Here is a 17875-nt window from a genome sequence, read left to right as displayed (position 1 = left end):
ACCAAATAATCGATTAATTATGTGCTCGTTTTTGCTCTTTTTCTTTTTTTCTTGCTTCTACAGATGCTCTATTTTTATCAATCGTTTCTTCAACTTTTTCTAATTCTTTTTGATCCTCAAAGGCAATTCTATTTTCTTTTAATCCATCTCTTTTTGTTGTCATAATTAGTTCCTCCAAATTTTCTATTTAGTTAGTGCTAAAAACTGTAAATGATATTCTTTTAATAGTTCAAGGATTTTTTCTGCTATAATCCCATAGTCTTTAGTTGGTAAATTAGCATTAGAGATTCTGATTTCTCCCGCTTTTGTACCAAATCCAACACCATCCATCAATACTACTCCAGTTATTTCAGCCAAATTGACTAAAAAATCAATTTCTTCAAAATGATTTTTTAAGTATGTTGAAAATTCTTGACCATATAATTGATCTGCTAAACGATAGATATCAATCAATGAATAATATTTTGAATTTAACTCACTGTTATCCATTGGATAATTTAATTGATCATGTAGTAATTCGTATCTACCTTGAATAATATTTTTTGATTCATTGATATATCTATCGGGTTTTTCCAAACAAATTAAGTGTGTCAAACTGAATAAAACCATCATCATTTGTTGCGGTGTAGATAAACCTGCCGTATGGTATAACCCAATCGAACGACTATCTGCGACGATTCGATCAATAAATTTCATTTTATCCGGGTATAGCGTGACTAAACTATAACGCTCAGTCAATTCTTGATGATCATTTTCCGAAAGATTTTGAATGGCCTGATCAAAAATATTTTCTTGATTTAAAGCGATCATCCCTAGACGCCAACCAGTTGCACCAAATAATTTTGAATAGGAATAAACCAGCAATGTATTATGAGGAACCGCTGTATAAACAGATTGGAAATTTTCGACGAATGACCCATAGACTTCATCTGTGATAATCATCAAATCTGGTCGTTTTTCTACAATCTGCTTGATTTTATCTAATTCTTTTTCACCTAATGCTTTAGATCCTGGGTTGCTAGGATTGACTAAGAAAAAGGCTTTGATTTTAGGATCCAATAATTTCTCAAATTCTTCGACTGGCACTTCCCAATTATTTTCTTCGCTTGACTGCAAGTCAATTTCAACCATTTGATAATCATGCAATTCTGGAATTTGTAAATACGGAGTAAAAATCGGACTGCTAATTGCGATTTTATCATCCGGAAGAATTAATTTATTTTCCTTCAAAGACTGAAAAATATAGACCATTGCGGCCGTTCCACCTTCAGTAGGGAAAATTTCAGTTTCGCTTGCTAGCTCTGTACCATTGAATAATACTTCCTCTAAATAAGTTGCTAGAATTTTTTCACTATGTTTCAATACTCGATTCGGTGTGGGATAGTTGTTTCCGATCGCCCCATCGATCAACTCCGCTACTAGATCATCTAATGGTACTGAAAATTCCGTTTTGAAATACGCTAAACAAGCCAATAAAAATTCAGCTGTTTCATCATCACGCGCTATTAAGAAGGCTGAAAAACGCTCATAAATGCCTGCTGTAGTAATATCACCTGCAATATCAGTTTGATTGTATGTTCGTTGAGACTCAATAACCCCAAATTCCACTAACTGACAAAATGCCAATCGAGCCTTTGTATTAATCCAATTGGGATTTCCTTTTCCAGCATTTAAAAAATTTTTGTTTTTTTCTGCCGCTTGTATTAATAATTCATCAATCTCAAACGCTCCAAGTTTTTCTATTTTTTCTTCTTGTAATTTATCCAAAATAATTTCCTCCTATTTGATTACTTAGTCGCTTTAGCGACTTCATGTTTATCGTTAGATTTTGCTTTGATTTTGGTTTCGTATAGAACAACCCCTAATAAAAATACAATACCCATAACTAAAAGAACTTTCATATTGAAGTTCGTTAATAAATACATTGAGATGGCTAATGCTAAAATTGGGATCGTGTATCCCCCCTTTAGACTAAATCCATTATTAGGGAATTGTTTTGTTTTTTTGAATTTTATCACCGCTAAAATAGACGGAACATACTGTATAAATGATGCTAGCACAATACAAGAAACTAAGAAAATATAACTACATTGTGTTGCTAGTACGCTGATAACTGATGTAATGATCACTGCAACAAATGGTGCGCCGTATTTATTCTTTTTCCCAAGCGAACTCGGAAGCAAATGATGTTCTTCTGCTAATGAAGCGGCTAAGGCAGGTGTACTAAATGACACGGCAAAAGCTACCCCAAAAATTGAAATGATCATCCCTAAAATGATGATAGCATACGCCCATTGTCCAATCCCGATTTTCATTGCTTCAGCAATTGGGACATCATATTTTACAATCGTTGTTCCTAAAATTCCGATAGCAATTGCCTGAACTAGAGTGTACAAAACGGTAACGCTAGCCATGACATAAATCAATGCTTTCGGAATATTTTTTTCTGGATTTTTCATTTGAGCAGCGGCTACAGGAATAAAGGAAAAGCCACTAAACATATAGAAAACAACACTAAAGGCTGAACCAAAATGTCCCATAAAACTTTTTGTATTTGTTACGGTACTTGGTACTAGAGGGGTAAAGTTTACTTTATGAATAAAAAAGACCCCTAAAATAATAAAAAATAAGACAATAAAGATTTTGAACGCAGAAGAGATGCCATTGATCAATTTAACTAGCGATGTTCCAAATAAATTGATGATTGCTAAAATTAAAATCAAGGTTAATGGAAATAAGATTTTAATCATGTCATTATCTAATTGCGGAAAGATATTTTTTAATGTCCTAAGCAATGCCACTGATTCTGCTGCTAGTGTCAGACAACCTAAAAACCAGGAAAATAACCCGATTTGAAAACCAGTAAATTTCCCAAATGCATTATATGAATACAGCCAAGCGGCACCTGAACCTGAAAAACGACTCGATAAATCTGCATAACATAAAGCGATCATGCTAACTGTTATTGCAGCACTTAAAATAACTAAAATACTCATAACACCCATATGTTTATATATTTCTTGCGGTAACAGGAATGCACCCGAACCGACGATAGCATTGATCCCTAAAAAATAGATCGACGTAAAAGACAATTTATTTTTAGCTGAATCTCCTTTGTTGCTTGTCATTTGACTATTTGCGGTAGCCATAGTAGTTCCTCCATTCAATAAGTCTGAGCGTTTTATATGTTGTTATCGATAAAACGCTCAACTCATTTCTAATTTGTTTTTTCAATTTGTTCAGGAATATTTTTCCAACTATCTTTTTTATTTTTATAAATAAGTAATGGAATCGTAAAAAATATTCCGGTAAAAATAACGACAAAAACCAAGTTCAGCAATGAATTATTCATAAAAGTAATTGCTAACGCAAAAACAATGGTCGTTAACAGAACAAATGCAACGATATATGCTAATTTATTGCCTTTCTTTCCTACACGGAAAGGATGCTCTTGATCTTTATTATGACGACGCATACTGATAAAACCGATCGTCATCAAACTGTAAGCTAAACAATATAAAACTGTTCCGCTATTTGTGATCATAATAAAGACTTTATTGATTCCAGGAATAACAGCATATGCTACTGAAAGCAAAGAGATGGCTATTGCTTGTACGATCAACAATGACGGACAGGCATTAAATTTATTAGTTTTCCAGAATTTTAATTTAGGTGGAAAATCTCCGTTTAGCGCACTTTGAGTCATTGTCTTAGATGCACTGACAAACCAAGTGGACATATTTGTTAATACACTGATAATCGACATCAAACAAAATAGTTGAACTAAAATATACGGCAAGCCTAGACGATCCGCAAAAATTTGTAATGGTTGGACTGTGTTGTTCAATTGGATTTTTCCTTCAGGGATCGTGTTAGCAATAAAGAAAGCATTCATTAGTGAAAGGACAGCTAGTAAAATCAACGCAATAATAATGCCCTTTGCATACTGGCTTGACGGCTTTTTCAAACGCGTGATAAATACTGAAGACATCTCAATTCCTAAGAAGATAAAAATTACCCCACTGAAATACATTCCAGATCCGCTAGTCAATGACTTCGGTACTAATTTCGCGGGTTCAAAATTCCCTAAAATACTGTCCGGATTGAAACCAAATTTCACAAAAGTATATAATCCTAAAGCAAATAGCATTACTACTGGAATATAGAAACCGAGCCATATCCCGAATTTACCATTGATTTTGGCCATATCAAATTTCAAATTTAGCAACGTCATTGTCCAAACCAATGCCAAGATAACGATTAACGTGTATGTTGGATTTTCAATCAAATCTTTTCTGCCGACTAAAAGGGCCACGGTTGGTGCAAAGCCTGTTCCAACAATCAACATCGACGGAATCATTGCCATCCAAATCAGCCAGGAAGTCACAAATCCCCATTTAGGTCCCAAAGTTTTTTTCACCCATAATTCTGGACCGCCTCTACCGGGAAATGTTGTTCCGAACTCTCCAGAAATCAATGCAATCGGTAAAGCAAAACCAATCGTCGCAATCCCCATATAGAGAAACATATTCCAACCAGTAGCAGTCAGTGTGGAATAATATGGACCCGCAACAAGTGCAAAGGTCAAACCAATAAAGGTCGTAAGTGTGATTTTCGATAGAGCCTTTTTTCCTGTGACAGTTTCATTTGCTGTCGTTTTAGTTTTTGCTGATGGTGCATGTGATAATACATGATTATGTTCCATTGGATTATTCTCCTCTCTGTCTTCTAAATATCTTTAGTAATATCGTAAGTCAGTTGAGATAGGTCCAAGCCTTGGCTTACTAAATCTCCAATATGTTTCAATGCTAATTGATTCATTTTCAGTGCATTTTCTTCATTGCAAGTCGTCAAATAGTCTCGTAATTCTTTTCCAGTACGATGGCTAGCATTATTATCTGTTTCAAAAATCAAATGATGTGCTAAAGTTTTTGCATCTGTTAAATAGCCAAAATTAGAAAAAGCCAACTTATCATAATCTCGCTCGACTAACACAGCTAATAATCGTGAGCGCCAGTAAGCTTGGTTGAATTCAAAGGTCAAACTAGTTTCATTGTATAAAGAAGAAGTGTCATTACTATTCGCATAAAATGGTACATATGAATTGAACGCCGTTGGCCCACTATTCAACCAGAGCAAGCCAGCAATCTCTGCTGGAACATTATTTCTAATCTCTAAAATATGCGATTCGGCAGTTCGATTCATTGAAATTGGTCGGAAAGCATGAGCTTTTTGCTCATCATTTTTATTAAATGGATCATATTCAGTTTCATCAAAGTGAGAACTCAAAACATATCCCACTTCATCAACAGTTACTTTATGAGCTGGTTTAAAGGTGAAAGGCATGTCCTCCGCCGTAGGACTGGCGTTTTCATACCCTAAATATTTTTGGCCATACCATACACGAGCAGTGTTATATTTTCGATCTTGTAAGTTACTAGTTCCAAAAATATGTCTAAAATTAAATGTCGTTTCATCTGGATTTAATGAATAACGTTCCACAAATGTTTGAATTCCAGGAGAATACATAAAGTTTTCATCATCTGAAAAATCAACTTCCTGAATGATTGACTGATTTGCAATTACTGCACAGTGCTCGTCAGGAATTCTTTGCGCTACCCAATGATGTCCACAAGGAATTTCCATATACCAAATTTCATCCTTATCGCTAAAAATAATTCCATTTCCTTCATGTGAACCAGCTTTTTCAATCATCGCTCCGACGTATTTCACTCCTTCACGAGCAGAAGCGATATATGGTAAGACCATAGATAAAAGAGAATCCTCACCTAATCCTTCAGTAGTCAAAGGATCGATAGCTAATACAGAAGGATTACTAAAAATACTTTCTGTCGAGCTCATAGCGACATTTTTAGCATTAATTCCTGCTTCTCCAAAAATGCCTAAAGTTTCTTGCTCAACAAAGGGAATCATTTGATAGCTCAGAGCTTTTTGGGGATATTCTTTAGAAAAATTTGTTAGAACAGAGTGAAAGGTTCCACTTGTCACTTCATCTTCTTTTACACTAATAAATTTAACTGGTTGAATCGGTTTTTCTGTATCACAATTTCTAGCAATCATTGTTGATCCTGTTCGAGAAGCCTTTTTTCCGACTAAAACTGTTGTACACAAAATTAATTCCTTCTTTCATTTTTTTATAAATATAGTTATTTTTTAGCCAATTTGGCTGATACACAAAATTACTTGTTGTTTTTCTAACAAATTATTTCGTTTATTTATACTCTAGATTCTACGCCCCTTATAAAAGCTGTGTAATTCAAAAAATGTCGTTTTATACGACACGTTATTTAATATTCGGATTTTTTTTATTTAATAAAATGAATTTGGTATTTTATGATAAAAATTTAGTCTTTTATGCATAAGAAAATTTGTGCAAAAAAAAAAACAGTCCATAAAGGGACTGTTTTTTTTGCTATTTAAAAATAATAGTTGCAGGGTCGATCAACTTCCCTTGCGACAAACTATTGTCTTTACACATTTCTAAATGTAAATGTGCTCCCGTACTATTTCCTGTACTACCAACATAACCTATGATTTGATCTTGCTTTACTTGATCTCCAACTTTTACAACGTACTGTTGCTGATGGGCATATAACGTTGTCATGCCATCATCATGCTGAATCACCACATAATTCCCCCATGAATTATGATACTCTGCTTTGATTACAGTTCCTGATTTACTTGCATGAATGGGTTCTCCCTGATTCGCAGCCAGATCAAGACCGCGATGGAACTCTGTTCCGCGATTACCGAATGGACTAGAAATCGTGTAGTTATTCAACGGTACTTGATATCCTGTTGCACTTACAGGTGCGCCCTGAACTTCTTTATCATATTGAATTAGATCATAGGTTTCAATCAACCCATTCAATTTTTGATTATAGGTGGTATCCGTTGCATAACGTCCTGTCAAAAATTTTGTTGCTTCTTGATAATTTTTAGTTTTACTTTTCCAAACACCTGAATAATAATCCGTATTTCCAGAGATACCTTCTTTTATCAAGGTCGCATAATCATTGAGACTATCTTCATAATCTTCATAGACACGAAATCCAGCTTGTGTGCTGTATAGATTGCCATTTCCAGAATCTTCATTTGTAGTCATTGAAACTGTTTTACCATTATGACTTCCTTTGATACCAAACAAATTATAATTGGGAGCTTGTGCTAATTTACTCTGACCAGATGCCGATTCTAAAATTGCTTGCGCAATCATGACCGAAGCATACAGGTCTTTTTCTTGTCCGATCTTACGAGCTGATTCGCCAATTTTGCGAATAAAACTTTCCACAGATTCATCTTTTTCGAAATGAATCGATCCATCCTCTGTTACTGTAGCTGACGGCACAATTTGGTTCAAATCATTCGTAGCTTCTTGATTAACCGTTGTTTCTGGTGTAGGTGCTTCTTGAGGAGGCTCTGACTGTATTACAACATCGGGAATTTTGACAGACTCATTTTTATTACTAGTTGATCCTTCACTACTTGGCGTTGTCTGTTCACTAGTCGAAGTAGTCTCAGAAGGTTTAGCACTACTTGAGGGGTGTGCTGAACTCTCGCTACTACTTATGATTGTACTGCTTTCTGAACTCGATGTACTAGAAGAGCTTGAAGTCGACGTACTACTTTCTGAACTTTGAGAGGTGTTTTGGCTGCTTTCAGTACTGCTTGATTCTGTCTCAGAGGAAACAGTCGATTCGGTCTGGTTAACTTGTTCTGCATCGCTACTTAATTGTATTTCATTTGCTAATCCACTAAGCGGGATCGCTGTCCCTGTTTGAAGTGATAATAATAGAACTGAAGCTATTTTAGTAAATTTTTTCAATCTTTTTTCTCCTTTTTAAACAATGATATATTTTTTTCGCTTATTTTTAGGAATAAATACTCTAATCATTTCATCGTTGAATCCTGTTTGAAGTGTTCTCTCATCACAAATAATCGGTTTTTTTAAAAATCTCGGATTTAAAATCACTTTGTCTAGAGCTTCTTCTAACGTTAAATCATCAAAACCTTCTTTATGGCCGGAAGCACTAAGTAGATCATCTAGCCCATTTTCACTAAAAGACAATAAGTTTTTTAATTCTCTTTTTGTAATCGGAATTTTATTTAACTTTATTTCCGTAAATAAAATGTCATTTTCTTTCAACCAATTGACCGCTTTTTTACTAGACAAATTACTCGTATCTGTATAAATAATTACCATAACGACCCAGCTTTCAGCTATTTCTATCAATAAAATTTTAACGAAATAATTACTACCTGATTATAAATTATTTACATTATATCAAAAAAGAAGCAAAAATAAACTATATATCCTAAAAACAATCAAAAAACACCTTCAATAAATTTTAAGATTCATTTTAGTTTTCATATTTATTATGTTCTTATCACAAAAATTACTAAGGAGATGTTGAGCATGCTAAAAAAAATTAAAAACAAAGGATTTACTATAGTGAAAGACCTATTCTATGAAGTTACTTTATTAGGCGGCGCACATCTTATCTATCAATTTATCGCTCATTTAAGCTAAAATAGTTAAAAGCCGACCCCCTAGGATCGGCTTTTATTCTTTCTTTGAATTGAATGGATTTTTTAGTTATCTTATGTAGAACATAAAAAATAGTTAAACAATAGTCAAACCACCATCCACGGCGATGAATTGGCCAGTCACATAACTAGATGCATCCGAAGAAAAGAACAATATACTACCATTTAACTCCCCATCTCTTCCTGTACGAGAAGCAGGAGTATTAGCTGCATATTCTTTTAAAAATTGTTGATCTTTAAAAGAACTATTTTTAGTCATCTCTGTTTTAAATAATCCTGGTCCAATGGTATTAACAGTAATATTTTCTTGCGCATAAGAAGCTGCCATTCCAATAGTCAAACCATGAAGAGCACTTTTAGATGTATTGTAAACGTGCCGCCACATCGTTGGATTTTTATCTCCGAGAACAGCATTAATTGAAGCAATATTGATAATTTTTCCATAATTAGCTTTTCTCATATATGGAAGAGTATACTTACTCATTAAAAATGGTCCTTTTACATTTACTTCCATTACATGATCCCAAGTTTCTGTAGTAGTGTTTTCCACACTTCCTCTATAAGCTACACCAGCATTATTCAACAAGATATCAATTTTCCCAAATGAAGCTATGACTTTTTCTATACTATTTTTAACATCTGCTTCATTCGTAACATCAGCTTGTAATACCAAACCTTTTTGACCAAGTTGCTCAATTTTTTGTTTGATCGCTTCTAATTTTTCAATGCGACGTGCTATCAATACTACATTCGCACCACTTTCTGCATATGCTAGAGCTGCATCTGCACCTAATCCAGAAGATGCTCCTGTTACGATTGCTACTTTTTCTGATAAGTCAAATAAGTTATTCATATGGATCTCTCCTTTATTTGCTCATATTTCCTATGACTACCCCACCTACTATAACTAACGCCAATCCAATAAATGTAAATATTAATTCCTGTTTCGTTTTGTGTTCTTTTAAGATTACGATTCCGCCTAAAGTAGCTATGACTACGTTCATTTGAGATAAAGTGAATCCAGTCGTAACACCATTTTTTTGCGCGGAAATTAAATACGTCAATGCAGCTATTGAGAAAATAACGCCACTTAGCAAATTGAACCAAGTCGTCTTTTCCTTAAATACTTTCGTGCCTATCGTACCCATTGCTAATAACACTGACATACTTGCCATTCCTAAAGCTTGTGGGAAAAATCCTTGCCAACCAGAAACATTTGCAATTCTAGGAAATGCAGAATAACCTACGTAACCTAGAGTTGATACTAAAAATATACTCATTGTCATAAAAACAGAAGAATGATCTGCATTTTCTGCTTTCATTTTTACACTTTTTATTGTAGTTAACGTGATTCCAACGATAATTAGAAGTAACGCCGAAAAACCGATTAATTTTTCCGAGCCTTCTCCCCACTCACCAAATGCTAGAACACCCAATAAGGAAGTCCCTACTAATTGTAGTCCAGTAGATATGGGCATTGCTTTAGAAACACCCACTCGTTTGAAGGCCATGTATTGTAGAAATTGTCCTAAGGCCCAAGATGCTCCAGATAGAAAAGTGATCCAAAATGGTCCCAACCCTATTTCTGGACGCATAATCAGCCATACAAATAGCGCCATCATCAATGTACCAAATGTTGTGCCAATTATTTGATTGATTGGTTTACCACCGATTTTAGTGACTACTAATGGGAGTATGCCCCAAGCTAGAGCGGGTATCAGCCCTATCAGAATATTCATTTTTCTCCCTCATCTATTCGTTTATTATTACCCTTTACCGTACTGAAATGATGGGTACAAGGTCATACCACCATCAATAAATAATGTGATCCCTGTGACATAACTTGATTGATTTGATGCTAACCAAGCCGCTGCTGCAGCTACATCTTCAGGATCGCCAATCCGTTTCATTGGAACCATTTCTAATGTATCCTTTAATTGTTCTTTATCCGCAAATTTTTCAGCGTTTATTGGTGTGTTAATTGCTCCAGGACCAATTGCATTGACTCTGATACCTTTGTCTGCATATTCCATTGCGATTGTTTCATTAAATAATTTAACGCCACCTTTAGATGCAGCGTAATGAGAAAATCCTGGCCAAGGAATTTGTTCATGAACGGAAGACATATTAATGATGTTTCCTTGCACATTATTTTTTACAAAATAATCGAGCGCAGTCTTTGATCCCAAAAATACTCCTGTTAGGTTTACATTAATAACCTTTTGCCATTCTTCCAGTGTCATTTCATGAGTGGCCACTCTATTTTCAATTCCCGCATTGTTCACCCATATATCCAATTTGCCAAAGTTATCAATAGCCGATTTTAGCAATGATTGGACGCCTGATTCAGTATTAACATCTGCATGGACAGTTACTGCTCGACCACCAGCGGCTTTGATCAATTCAACTGTTTTTTCAGCACCTAAGCGATCTGAATAGTAATTAACAACGATAGACATTTTTTCTTGTCCAAATCGTTCAGCGATTGATTGACCAATCCCTTTTGAACTACCTGTAACAACTGCTACCTTATTTTTTAAATCGTTAAACATATTATTCACTCCTCCATAGTTCGATTAGTAATCTCTTTGATTAATCGAACGTAAAATAATTTCATTGATTCCGACATTGTCAGGTGTATCAATCGAATAGACGACTGCATGTGCAACATCTTTAGCAGATAATCCTGTTTCAGCTTCACTTTTTAATACAGCTTCGCGTAGTTGTGGATCACTGATTTTATTTGCCAATTCTGTTTGAGCATGTCCTGGTGAGATCAACGTTGATTTGATTCCTTTTCCGACTTCCTCTACACGTAACCCTTCCATAACAGCACGCATAGCATATTTTGTTGCTGAATAGACAGAAGAACCTTCACCCGTAAAATGCCCAGCTACGGAATCAGTTGTGATAATATGCCCACTTTTTTGTTTTTCCATAATAGGCAAAGCATATTTGATTCCATATAATGCGCCCTTTATATTAATATCGATCATAGCTTCCCATTCATCTACTTTGCCATCTCGCAACATAGAAACTGGCATCAAACCGGCATTGTTAAATAAAACATCAATTTGACCAAACGTGGAAATCGCAAAGTCTATTAATTCTTCTACCTCTTTTTGTTTTGTCACGTCTGTTTTTTTATACGTCACTTCAGTTGAATAGTTGCTTTCTAACGCCTGAGCCACTTCTTTTAATGAGTCTTCACGTCTAGCTGCCAAAACCAACTTTGCGCCCTTTTCAGCTAAAAGTGTCGCTGTTTCTTTTCCAATCCCACTTGATGCACCAGTTATAACTACTACTTTGTTTTTAATGTTGTCCATTTTTTTCCCTCACTTTTATTTGATAAGGCAAGTATAGTCGGAATATAAAAAGATACAATTAGGCACTTTCAGCTAACCAACGTACTTTAAAGTAAGTTTTGTGCTCTATATACGATCATTGGCAAAATTATTTTAAAAAAACTTCACTTGCTGATCAACAAGTGAAGTGTACAGATAAAATGATTATTCAACTATGGTTTTTAGTCAAGCTTGAAATTCGGGCATACGCAATTCCGTGATTTATAATTCCTAAAACTAAGAATAGCAAACCTAAAAAGACATTAAAATATGTGAAAACAAAAGCTAAACAATAAATAAAGATACTTAATATAGGATATTTCTGCTTTTTCTTTAAATGCTCCAAACTGATTTTTTGTTCGATTAATTCTGGATTTTTAAATATGTAATTATAAATCAATAGAAAGATCAAAGAAATCATCAGAGCTAAAAAAGTATAAATATAGCATGATACTTGTAAATCATTTGTATTAAGTGTCCGCATCGATTCTCCTAAAAGAGACATCGAAAAGCTCAACAACGTGATGAAGAAAATCAAAATCAAATTTAAGACATTCAACTTGACGGTCGTTTTAATCAATATTTGAAAAACATCATGATGGAACAACCATAGTATTCCGATGTAGAAATAAGTTAGAATATAGGCAAACAGCACTGGCCAATAATGAACAATTGCTGAAAATAAACGTCCTTCTACATAACTTGGGACTTTAAACTCTAATACTAAAATAGTAATCAGTATTGCAAATATACCATCACTAAATGCTTGTACACGTTCAGTACGCATTTTAATTCGACTCCTAATGAAACGTTTTTTATTTTACTAGTTATAAAATTTACTGTTTTTATATATCGTATTTTTCATGATCCATATAATCTAACTGGACGTTATCTCCATTTTGATTTAGAAAAGCGATTCTTTCCTCTCCCCATTGAGACATTACTCCAAGAATGGAAACCAACGACTTGCCATACTCAGAAATTGAATATTCAACATGTGGAGGGACTTCATTAAATACCTTTCGAATAATGATTCCATCTCTTTCTAATTCTCTCAATTGATCCGTTAGCACCTTTGATGTGATGCCTTGTACCGCTCTTTTTAACTCGGCTGTTCTTTTCGATCCATCAACTAAATGACATAAAATCAACGGTTTCCATTTCATACCAATGACAGATAATGTCATTAAAACCCCATTTGTATATGTTTTTTTTGTATTGTTCATGTTGTTCACCCCTTTTAAACTAAATTAATCGTTAGGCACATGAAAGTGCCTACTAGATTAATGAAAAAATAGCTGTATTATATAACTATAATAACCCAGAGGTGATAAAATGAAAACTATCAATGCTACAGTATATGTTCAACCAGGTAAGGAAAATACATTTTTAGAATTAGCGGCTGATTTAACAGCGAACACATTACAAGAAGCTGGCAATTTACGATTTGATTTGTACAAAGGCACCACTTTGAATACTTTTGTTTTTATTGAAGTGTACCAAGACCAAGAAGCTATCATTGCTCATCGTGACTCTGAACACTTCCAAAAATTTTTAACAAAATATAAGAAAATCCAAAATGGTCCAATGGACGTCATGATTTTTGAAAGTTTAGGCTCAGAGGAATAAAATCAACTATAAGGGAGAGTATAAAATGATTACAATTAATGCTACTGTTTTTGTCAAAGAAAATTCTATCGAGGAATACAAAGAATTATCAGAAAAATTGATCCGAGGTACACAAGCTGAAGTCGGCAATTTGAGATATGATATGTATCAATCAGTTGAAAGACCAGGGGAATTTATGTTCGTTGAACAATATATGGATCAAAATGCTTTGGATACACATCACTCAGCAGAGCACTTCACACAATTTTTAGCTAGTGTAGAAAAATTATTAAGCAAGGATATGGACGTAAAAGTCTTTCGCGAATTACCTAAAGCTGAATAATAAAAGTAAAAAAGCCGTAAACACTTCTCAAATTCAGAAATGTCTACGGCTTTTCATAATTAATTACTATACTTATATATGAGACTAAGAGAAAAAGAATGAGTAATTTAATAAATACTAAGTGTATATATTTAAAAACCCTTCATCCAAACTGGTTCCAATTGATTACCATCTAAATCCAATACTTCTAGGCCAAACATTTGATCCTCCAGGAATCCCCATATCAACTGAGAAGTAATCTCCACCGTTTGCTTTTGCTGTTTCAGCGATTTTTCTAACCATATCCGCATTTTCAACTGAAAAAGCAGTTAACGTACCACTAACGTTTTGTGTATCCGCGATTTTTTTATTTTTCAAAAACAGTTGATAAAATTCATGTTTCAATAGCATAATCCAAAACGTATCACCCCAAACCATTGAACTAGATGTTTCGTTCGAAAAATCTGCATTTTTCTTAAATCCCAACTTTTCATAAAATTCAGTCGCCGCATCTAAGTCTCTTACTGGAAAATTAACAAATACCATTGTAGCCATTTTAATTCGCCTCTTTCCAATTTACTCTTATTATGCAGATAAGCTTTTCTAAAAGCAAAGAAAGCGCTCACTGTTTTTCTGATAGATAATTAAATAAAAAATATTAGTTGACATATGCATCATCATGCATATAATGAATTCATGGAGGTGCCACATGAATGCTAAATATGACCCCGAAAAATGTCGCGAGTTGATTCAAGAAACCATTGATATTGAATTTTTTAGAACTATTTGTGATCCTGTCCGTAGTGAATTATTGATTTTTCTAGCTAGTAGCGGTGAGCTATCTATTGGCGAAATTGCTGAAAACTTTCCCCAAAATCGTTCTGGATATCTAGACATTTAGACTACATGAATCGCTTTGGTGCAGTCGAGCGTCGTAAGAAGGGCGAGAAGTTTTTTACCGTGTGGACAAAGAGCAAATTGCACGTAAATTTGAATCAGCTTCAGATAATATGAAAGCACTCCTGAAACAAATTTAGAGAGTGCTTCTACTAAAAGTTATATATGCATTAGTGCGCACATTTAGATAATAAACTTGAAAGAAGGAAATAGAAACAATGAAAACCAACAATAATAAATGGTGGGTGTTAGGAACAGTCAGTCTGGCCGTTTTTATGGCAATGCTGGATATTACGATCGTCAACGTTGCGTTGCCAGAGATTCAAAAAAGTTTTAACGAAAGTTTTGCTAACTTACAATGGGTATTGAACGCCTATACTCTTGTCTATGCCGTAGCGCTTTTACCATTATCAAAATTAGGTGATTTATTTGGACGAAAGAAAATTTTTTTGATTGGACTACTGATATTTATGGTAGGCTCATTAGCTAGTGGATTAGCAACGAATAATTTAATGCTCAATCTTTTTAGAGGACTCCAAGGCATTGGTGGTGCAGCCATGATGTCTCTGTCATTGTCGATTGTCACCTCTTCCTTTCCGGAAAAGCAACGTGGTCTAGCTCTTGGGATTTGGAGCAGTGCCGTTGGGTTAGCGGTTTCGATTGGCCCTTTAATTGGCGGACTTTTAGTTGATACACTTGGTTGGCGTTCAATTTTTTTAATTAACTTACCTGTAGGTTTGCTTGCTTTGATTTTAGGCATGATCACGATCAAAGATACTTCACAAAGAAAATTTGGGAAAATTGATTTTGCTGGTCTTTTCTTTAGTACACTGATGATATTCAGTACAGTATTTGCTTTGATTCAAAAAGAAACTCATACTGATTACTCTTGGACAGATTGGCGAATTTTGAATTTATTAGGAATTGCTATACTTTCACTGATTTTGTTTATTTTGATTGAACGAAAAATTAAAGATCCGATGATTCAACTAAGCATGTTTGCTTCTCGTTCTTTTGTCGGAGCAAATATTGCGGCATTTACTTTAGGTGCTGGTTTATACGGTGGTTTTACTTATCTTTCAATCTTATTGCAAAGTTACATGGGATATACCGCGTTTGAAACAGGTGTGAAATTATTACTGATCAGCATTTTTACACTAGTACTTGGCCCAATTACCGGCATTATTTCTGGAAAGATCGGTAATCGCTGGCTGATTGCTTTAGCTCTGTTACTTGGTTTGAGCGGTGTTTTAGCCATTAATCACTTAATCAAAGTTCCTTTTAAATGGAGTTATTTGCTTCCTGGATTTATTCTTTTAGGAATCAGCAACGCTTTAGTTAATCCGCCAATCTCTAATGCCGCGATGAGTTCTGTAGATGAAGCACATGTTGGGATGGCCTCTGGTGTTTTAAATGTCTTCCGTCAAGTTGGGATCTCTTTTGGTGTTGTTATGTTGGGGATCAATGTGACGAATGGTTACAACGACAGTTTGAATAAAAGTTTAACAGCTATCACAACTTTACCAAGTGAAATCAAGAATCAATTAACTAGCCTTCTACACAAAGCAGGACCTTTTGCGGGTCAGCAAATTTTTGAAAATGCTCAAGCAAAAGCTTATAACCAGCTACCTATTTTTACTCAAATCAAAGAATTGGTTTTTTCAGCTTATAATCAAGGAATGAAAGAAGCAAATCTAATGATTGCAGTCCTCTTATTGATTGGTGCTTTAGCTAGTGTGCTATTGATACGGGACAAAAAATAAAACAATAAAGGACGTCGATTGACGTCCTTTATTGTTTACTCTTCTCCTAAATCGGACCCATTTGTTTTGATTACTTTTTGATACCAGTAAAAGCTATCCTTCTTACTTCGATTAAAAGTTCCATTACCTTGATCATCTTTGTCTACATAAATAAACCCATAGCGTTTAGACATTTCACCAGTTCCACCTGAAATTAAATCGATACAGCCCCACGGTGTATAACCAATTAAATCAACTCCATCATCAATCGCCTTTTCCATTTCTAAAATATGGCGACGCAAGTAATCAATTCGATAATTATCATGGATTGAACCATCTTTCTCTACTACGTCAACAGCTCCTAAGCCATTTTCTACGATCATTAACGGAATTTCATAACGGTCATATAATTCATTTAATGTGAATCGTAAGCCCACAGGATCAACTGTTAAAAAAATGAGTGTTACTCAATTTGATTTCTATTTTAAAAAAAAGGAATACTGATTTCCTATAAATTCGATTTATTCCCACAAAAAACCTCCTTAGCTAATATTGGCTAAGGAGGTTTTCAAATACTTTAATTATGAAGGATTGTCTTCTTTTGCTTGGTCAACAGCTGTATTGACCGAATCTTTCACTTTCTCAGATTGTTCAGAAATTGCTGAGCCTGCTTTTTGTGCTGTATCGGTTACTTTATCTTGAACAGTTTCACTGTCTTGTTCAAATTGCTCTGCAGTTTTAACATCTGTAACATCGACATTAACTTCGATCACATCTAAATGAGTCGCATTGTGGACTTCTTTTTGAATCAATTCTTTTATTTTATTGTAGACTTCTTCAATATCTTTTCCATATTCAGCCACAATTTTTAAATCAACCGCTACTTGTTTTTCGCCAACTTCGGTCTTAATGCCGGCTCTCTCATTATCAATATTAACAAGTTTCTCAGCTGTATTTGAAAATACTCCGCCATCTACCACCAATAAACCATCGATATCGTTGATTGCTTGAGCAATAATTTGTTGAATCGCTTTATCTTCAAATTTCAACGAGCCTTCATTTTTTTCATTTGCTGAAGTGTTCTTAGCGTCATCGCTAGAATCAGCCGCATGGTTACTTAATGAATTGCCTTTTGAATCCCCAGAAGAACGGTTATCTTTATTAGAATCATTTGAATGATCTTTCGGATGTGTTTCTTCTACCTTTTTTTCTACATTTGGAACAACCGGATCTGGATGAGCCGAAACGGGTGCGGTTTCATTTTTTAAATCTTTTGCACCTTTTGATTCATTTGGTGTGATTGGATCTGGATGGGCTGAAATCGGTGTTTTTGTATCCTTGTTATCTTGTTTACTCATACTAAAATCCTCCTAAGGTTTAATAGTTATCGATTA

Annotated in this window: 18 protein-coding genes and 2 pseudogenes; 4 read left to right on the top strand and 16 right to left on the bottom strand. The window is 34.6% G+C overall.

Going from position 1 to position 17875, the window contains the following annotated elements:
* Window positions 1-13: 13 nt before the first annotated feature.
* From ACQKTA_RS11880 to ACQKTA_RS11820, 13 genes are all read right to left on the bottom strand, one after another.
* Window positions 14-163: a hypothetical protein gene (locus tag ACQKTA_RS11880; protein WP_427814884.1), complete on the bottom strand. Its 150-nt coding sequence runs from the start codon at window positions 161-163 to the stop codon at window positions 14-16.
* Window positions 164-183: 20 nt separating this feature from the next.
* Window positions 184-1767 (bottom strand): bifunctional aspartate transaminase/aspartate 4-decarboxylase, encoded by a 1584-nt coding sequence (locus tag ACQKTA_RS11875; protein ID WP_427814883.1) that lies wholly within the window; start codon window positions 1765-1767, stop codon window positions 184-186.
* A gap of 20 nt (window positions 1768-1787) precedes the next feature.
* Window positions 1788-3149 (bottom strand): APC family permease, encoded by a 1362-nt coding sequence (locus ACQKTA_RS11870; RefSeq protein WP_427814882.1) that lies wholly within the window; start codon window positions 3147-3149, stop codon window positions 1788-1790.
* A 68-nt stretch (window positions 3150-3217) separates the two neighbouring features.
* Window positions 3218-4705, bottom strand: a complete 1488-nt coding sequence (locus ACQKTA_RS11865; protein ID WP_427814881.1) for an amino acid permease — start codon at window positions 4703-4705, stop codon at window positions 3218-3220.
* Window positions 4706-4728: 23 nt separating this feature from the next.
* Window positions 4729-6132, bottom strand: coding sequence for a C69 family dipeptidase (locus ACQKTA_RS11860; protein WP_427814880.1), 1404 nt, complete (start codon window positions 6130-6132; stop codon window positions 4729-4731).
* Between the two features lie 301 nt (window positions 6133-6433).
* Window positions 6434-7846, bottom strand: a complete 1413-nt coding sequence (locus ACQKTA_RS11855) for a peptidoglycan DD-metalloendopeptidase family protein (RefSeq protein WP_427814879.1) — start codon at window positions 7844-7846, stop codon at window positions 6434-6436.
* Window positions 7847-7861: 15 nt separating this feature from the next.
* The gene (locus tag ACQKTA_RS11850) at window positions 7862-8224 is read right to left on the bottom strand and encodes an ArsC/Spx/MgsR family protein (RefSeq protein ID WP_427814878.1); all 363 of its coding nucleotides are present in this window, start codon (window positions 8222-8224) and stop codon (window positions 7862-7864) included.
* A gap of 420 nt (window positions 8225-8644) precedes the next feature.
* Window positions 8645-9421 (bottom strand): SDR family NAD(P)-dependent oxidoreductase, encoded by a 777-nt coding sequence (locus tag ACQKTA_RS11845; protein ID WP_427814877.1) that lies wholly within the window; start codon window positions 9419-9421, stop codon window positions 8645-8647.
* Window positions 9422-9434: 13 nt separating this feature from the next.
* Window positions 9435-10307, bottom strand: coding sequence for a GRP family sugar transporter (locus tag ACQKTA_RS11840; RefSeq protein WP_427814876.1), 873 nt, complete (start codon window positions 10305-10307; stop codon window positions 9435-9437).
* Between the two features lie 27 nt (window positions 10308-10334).
* Window positions 10335-11120 (bottom strand): glucose-1-dehydrogenase, encoded by a 786-nt coding sequence (locus ACQKTA_RS11835; protein ID WP_427814875.1) that lies wholly within the window; start codon window positions 11118-11120, stop codon window positions 10335-10337.
* 24 nt (window positions 11121-11144) lie between these two features.
* Window positions 11145-11894, bottom strand: a complete 750-nt coding sequence (locus ACQKTA_RS11830) for an SDR family oxidoreductase (RefSeq protein ID WP_427814874.1) — start codon at window positions 11892-11894, stop codon at window positions 11145-11147.
* 187 nt (window positions 11895-12081) lie between these two features.
* Entirely contained in the window at window positions 12082-12699 is a 618-nt protein-coding gene (locus ACQKTA_RS11825; protein ID WP_427814873.1) for a TMEM175 family protein, read from the bottom strand.
* Between the two features lie 58 nt (window positions 12700-12757).
* A complete protein-coding gene (locus tag ACQKTA_RS11820; protein ID WP_427814872.1) occupies window positions 12758-13138 on the bottom strand; it encodes a winged helix-turn-helix transcriptional regulator in 381 nt (126 codons plus the stop codon).
* Between the two features lie 109 nt (window positions 13139-13247).
* Here ACQKTA_RS11820 and ACQKTA_RS11815 point away from each other — a divergent pair, with 109 nt between their 5' ends.
* Complete coding sequence (locus tag ACQKTA_RS11815) at window positions 13248-13541, top strand: putative quinol monooxygenase (protein ID WP_427814871.1); 294 nt, start codon at window positions 13248-13250, stop codon at window positions 13539-13541.
* 25 nt (window positions 13542-13566) lie between these two features.
* Entirely contained in the window at window positions 13567-13863 is a 297-nt protein-coding gene (locus ACQKTA_RS11810) for a putative quinol monooxygenase (RefSeq protein ID WP_427814870.1), read from the top strand.
* Between the two features lie 131 nt (window positions 13864-13994).
* Here the strand turns inward: ACQKTA_RS11810 and ACQKTA_RS11805 are convergent.
* Window positions 13995-14397, bottom strand: a pseudogene (locus tag ACQKTA_RS11805) (VOC family protein).
* A 154-nt stretch (window positions 14398-14551) separates the two neighbouring features.
* On the opposite strand from ACQKTA_RS11805, the gene ACQKTA_RS11800 reads away from it, so the two are divergent.
* Both ACQKTA_RS11800 and ACQKTA_RS11795 read left to right on the top strand, forming a co-directional pair.
* Entirely contained in the window at window positions 14552-14743 is a 192-nt protein-coding gene (locus ACQKTA_RS11800; protein WP_427814869.1) for a hypothetical protein, read from the top strand.
* Between the two features lie 214 nt (window positions 14744-14957).
* Window positions 14958-16502, top strand: coding sequence for an MFS transporter (locus tag ACQKTA_RS11795; protein WP_427814868.1), 1545 nt, complete (start codon window positions 14958-14960; stop codon window positions 16500-16502).
* A 35-nt stretch (window positions 16503-16537) separates the two neighbouring features.
* Here ACQKTA_RS11795 and ACQKTA_RS11790 read toward each other — a convergent pair.
* Window positions 16538-16927 (bottom strand): annotated as a pseudogene (locus ACQKTA_RS11790) (family 1 glycosylhydrolase); the annotation flags it as partial.
* A 135-nt stretch (window positions 16928-17062) separates the two neighbouring features.
* On the bottom strand, window positions 17063-17839 hold the full coding sequence (locus tag ACQKTA_RS11785; RefSeq protein WP_427814867.1) for an Asp23/Gls24 family envelope stress response protein: 777 nt from the start codon (window positions 17837-17839) through the stop codon (window positions 17063-17065).
* Window positions 17840-17875 lie beyond the last annotated feature (36 nt).

The sequence above is a fragment of the Enterococcus sp. 22-H-5-01 genome (genome assembly GCF_050310005.1).
GTDB classification, from domain to species: domain Bacteria; phylum Bacillota; class Bacilli; order Lactobacillales; family Enterococcaceae; genus Enterococcus_A; species Enterococcus_A hailinensis.
Note: the sequence above shows the minus strand (reverse complement) of the source record. Positions and strands in the feature narration are given on the sequence as shown.

What these genes read in the sequence shown, in the direction of transcription:
- ACQKTA_RS11840 (WP_427814876.1), bottom strand. Translation starts at nt 10,307, where the DNA reads ATGAATATTCTGATAGGGCTGATACCCGCTCTAGCTTGGGGCATACTC.
- ACQKTA_RS11865 (WP_427814881.1), bottom strand. Translation starts at nt 4,705, where the DNA reads ATGGAACATAATCATGTATTATCACATGCACCATCAGCAAAAACTAAA.
- ACQKTA_RS11815 (WP_427814871.1), top strand. Translation starts at nt 13,248, where the DNA reads ATGAAAACTATCAATGCTACAGTATATGTTCAACCAGGTAAGGAAAAT.
- ACQKTA_RS11795 (WP_427814868.1), top strand. Translation starts at nt 14,958, where the DNA reads ATGAAAACCAACAATAATAAATGGTGGGTGTTAGGAACAGTCAGTCTG.
- ACQKTA_RS11845 (WP_427814877.1), bottom strand. Translation starts at nt 9,421, where the DNA reads ATGAATAACTTATTTGACTTATCAGAAAAAGTAGCAATCGTAACAGGA.
- ACQKTA_RS11800 (WP_427814869.1), top strand. Translation starts at nt 14,552, where the DNA reads ATGAATGCTAAATATGACCCCGAAAAATGTCGCGAGTTGATTCAAGAA.
- ACQKTA_RS11830 (WP_427814874.1), bottom strand. Translation starts at nt 11,894, where the DNA reads ATGGACAACATTAAAAACAAAGTAGTAGTTATAACTGGTGCATCAAGT.
- ACQKTA_RS11870 (WP_427814882.1), bottom strand. Translation starts at nt 3,149, where the DNA reads ATGGCTACCGCAAATAGTCAAATGACAAGCAACAAAGGAGATTCAGCT.
- ACQKTA_RS11835 (WP_427814875.1), bottom strand. Translation starts at nt 11,120, where the DNA reads ATGTTTAACGATTTAAAAAATAAGGTAGCAGTTGTTACAGGTAGTTCA.
- ACQKTA_RS11785 (WP_427814867.1), bottom strand. Translation starts at nt 17,839, where the DNA reads ATGAGTAAACAAGATAACAAGGATACAAAAACACCGATTTCAGCCCAT.
- ACQKTA_RS11825 (WP_427814873.1), bottom strand. Translation starts at nt 12,699, where the DNA reads ATGCGTACTGAACGTGTACAAGCATTTAGTGATGGTATATTTGCAATA.
- ACQKTA_RS11810 (WP_427814870.1), top strand. Translation starts at nt 13,567, where the DNA reads ATGATTACAATTAATGCTACTGTTTTTGTCAAAGAAAATTCTATCGAG.
- ACQKTA_RS11850 (WP_427814878.1), bottom strand. Translation starts at nt 8,224, where the DNA reads ATGGTAATTATTTATACAGATACGAGTAATTTGTCTAGTAAAAAAGCG.
- ACQKTA_RS11820 (WP_427814872.1), bottom strand. Translation starts at nt 13,138, where the DNA reads ATGAACAATACAAAAAAAACATATACAAATGGGGTTTTAATGACATTA.
- ACQKTA_RS11880 (WP_427814884.1), bottom strand. Translation starts at nt 163, where the DNA reads ATGACAACAAAAAGAGATGGATTAAAAGAAAATAGAATTGCCTTTGAG.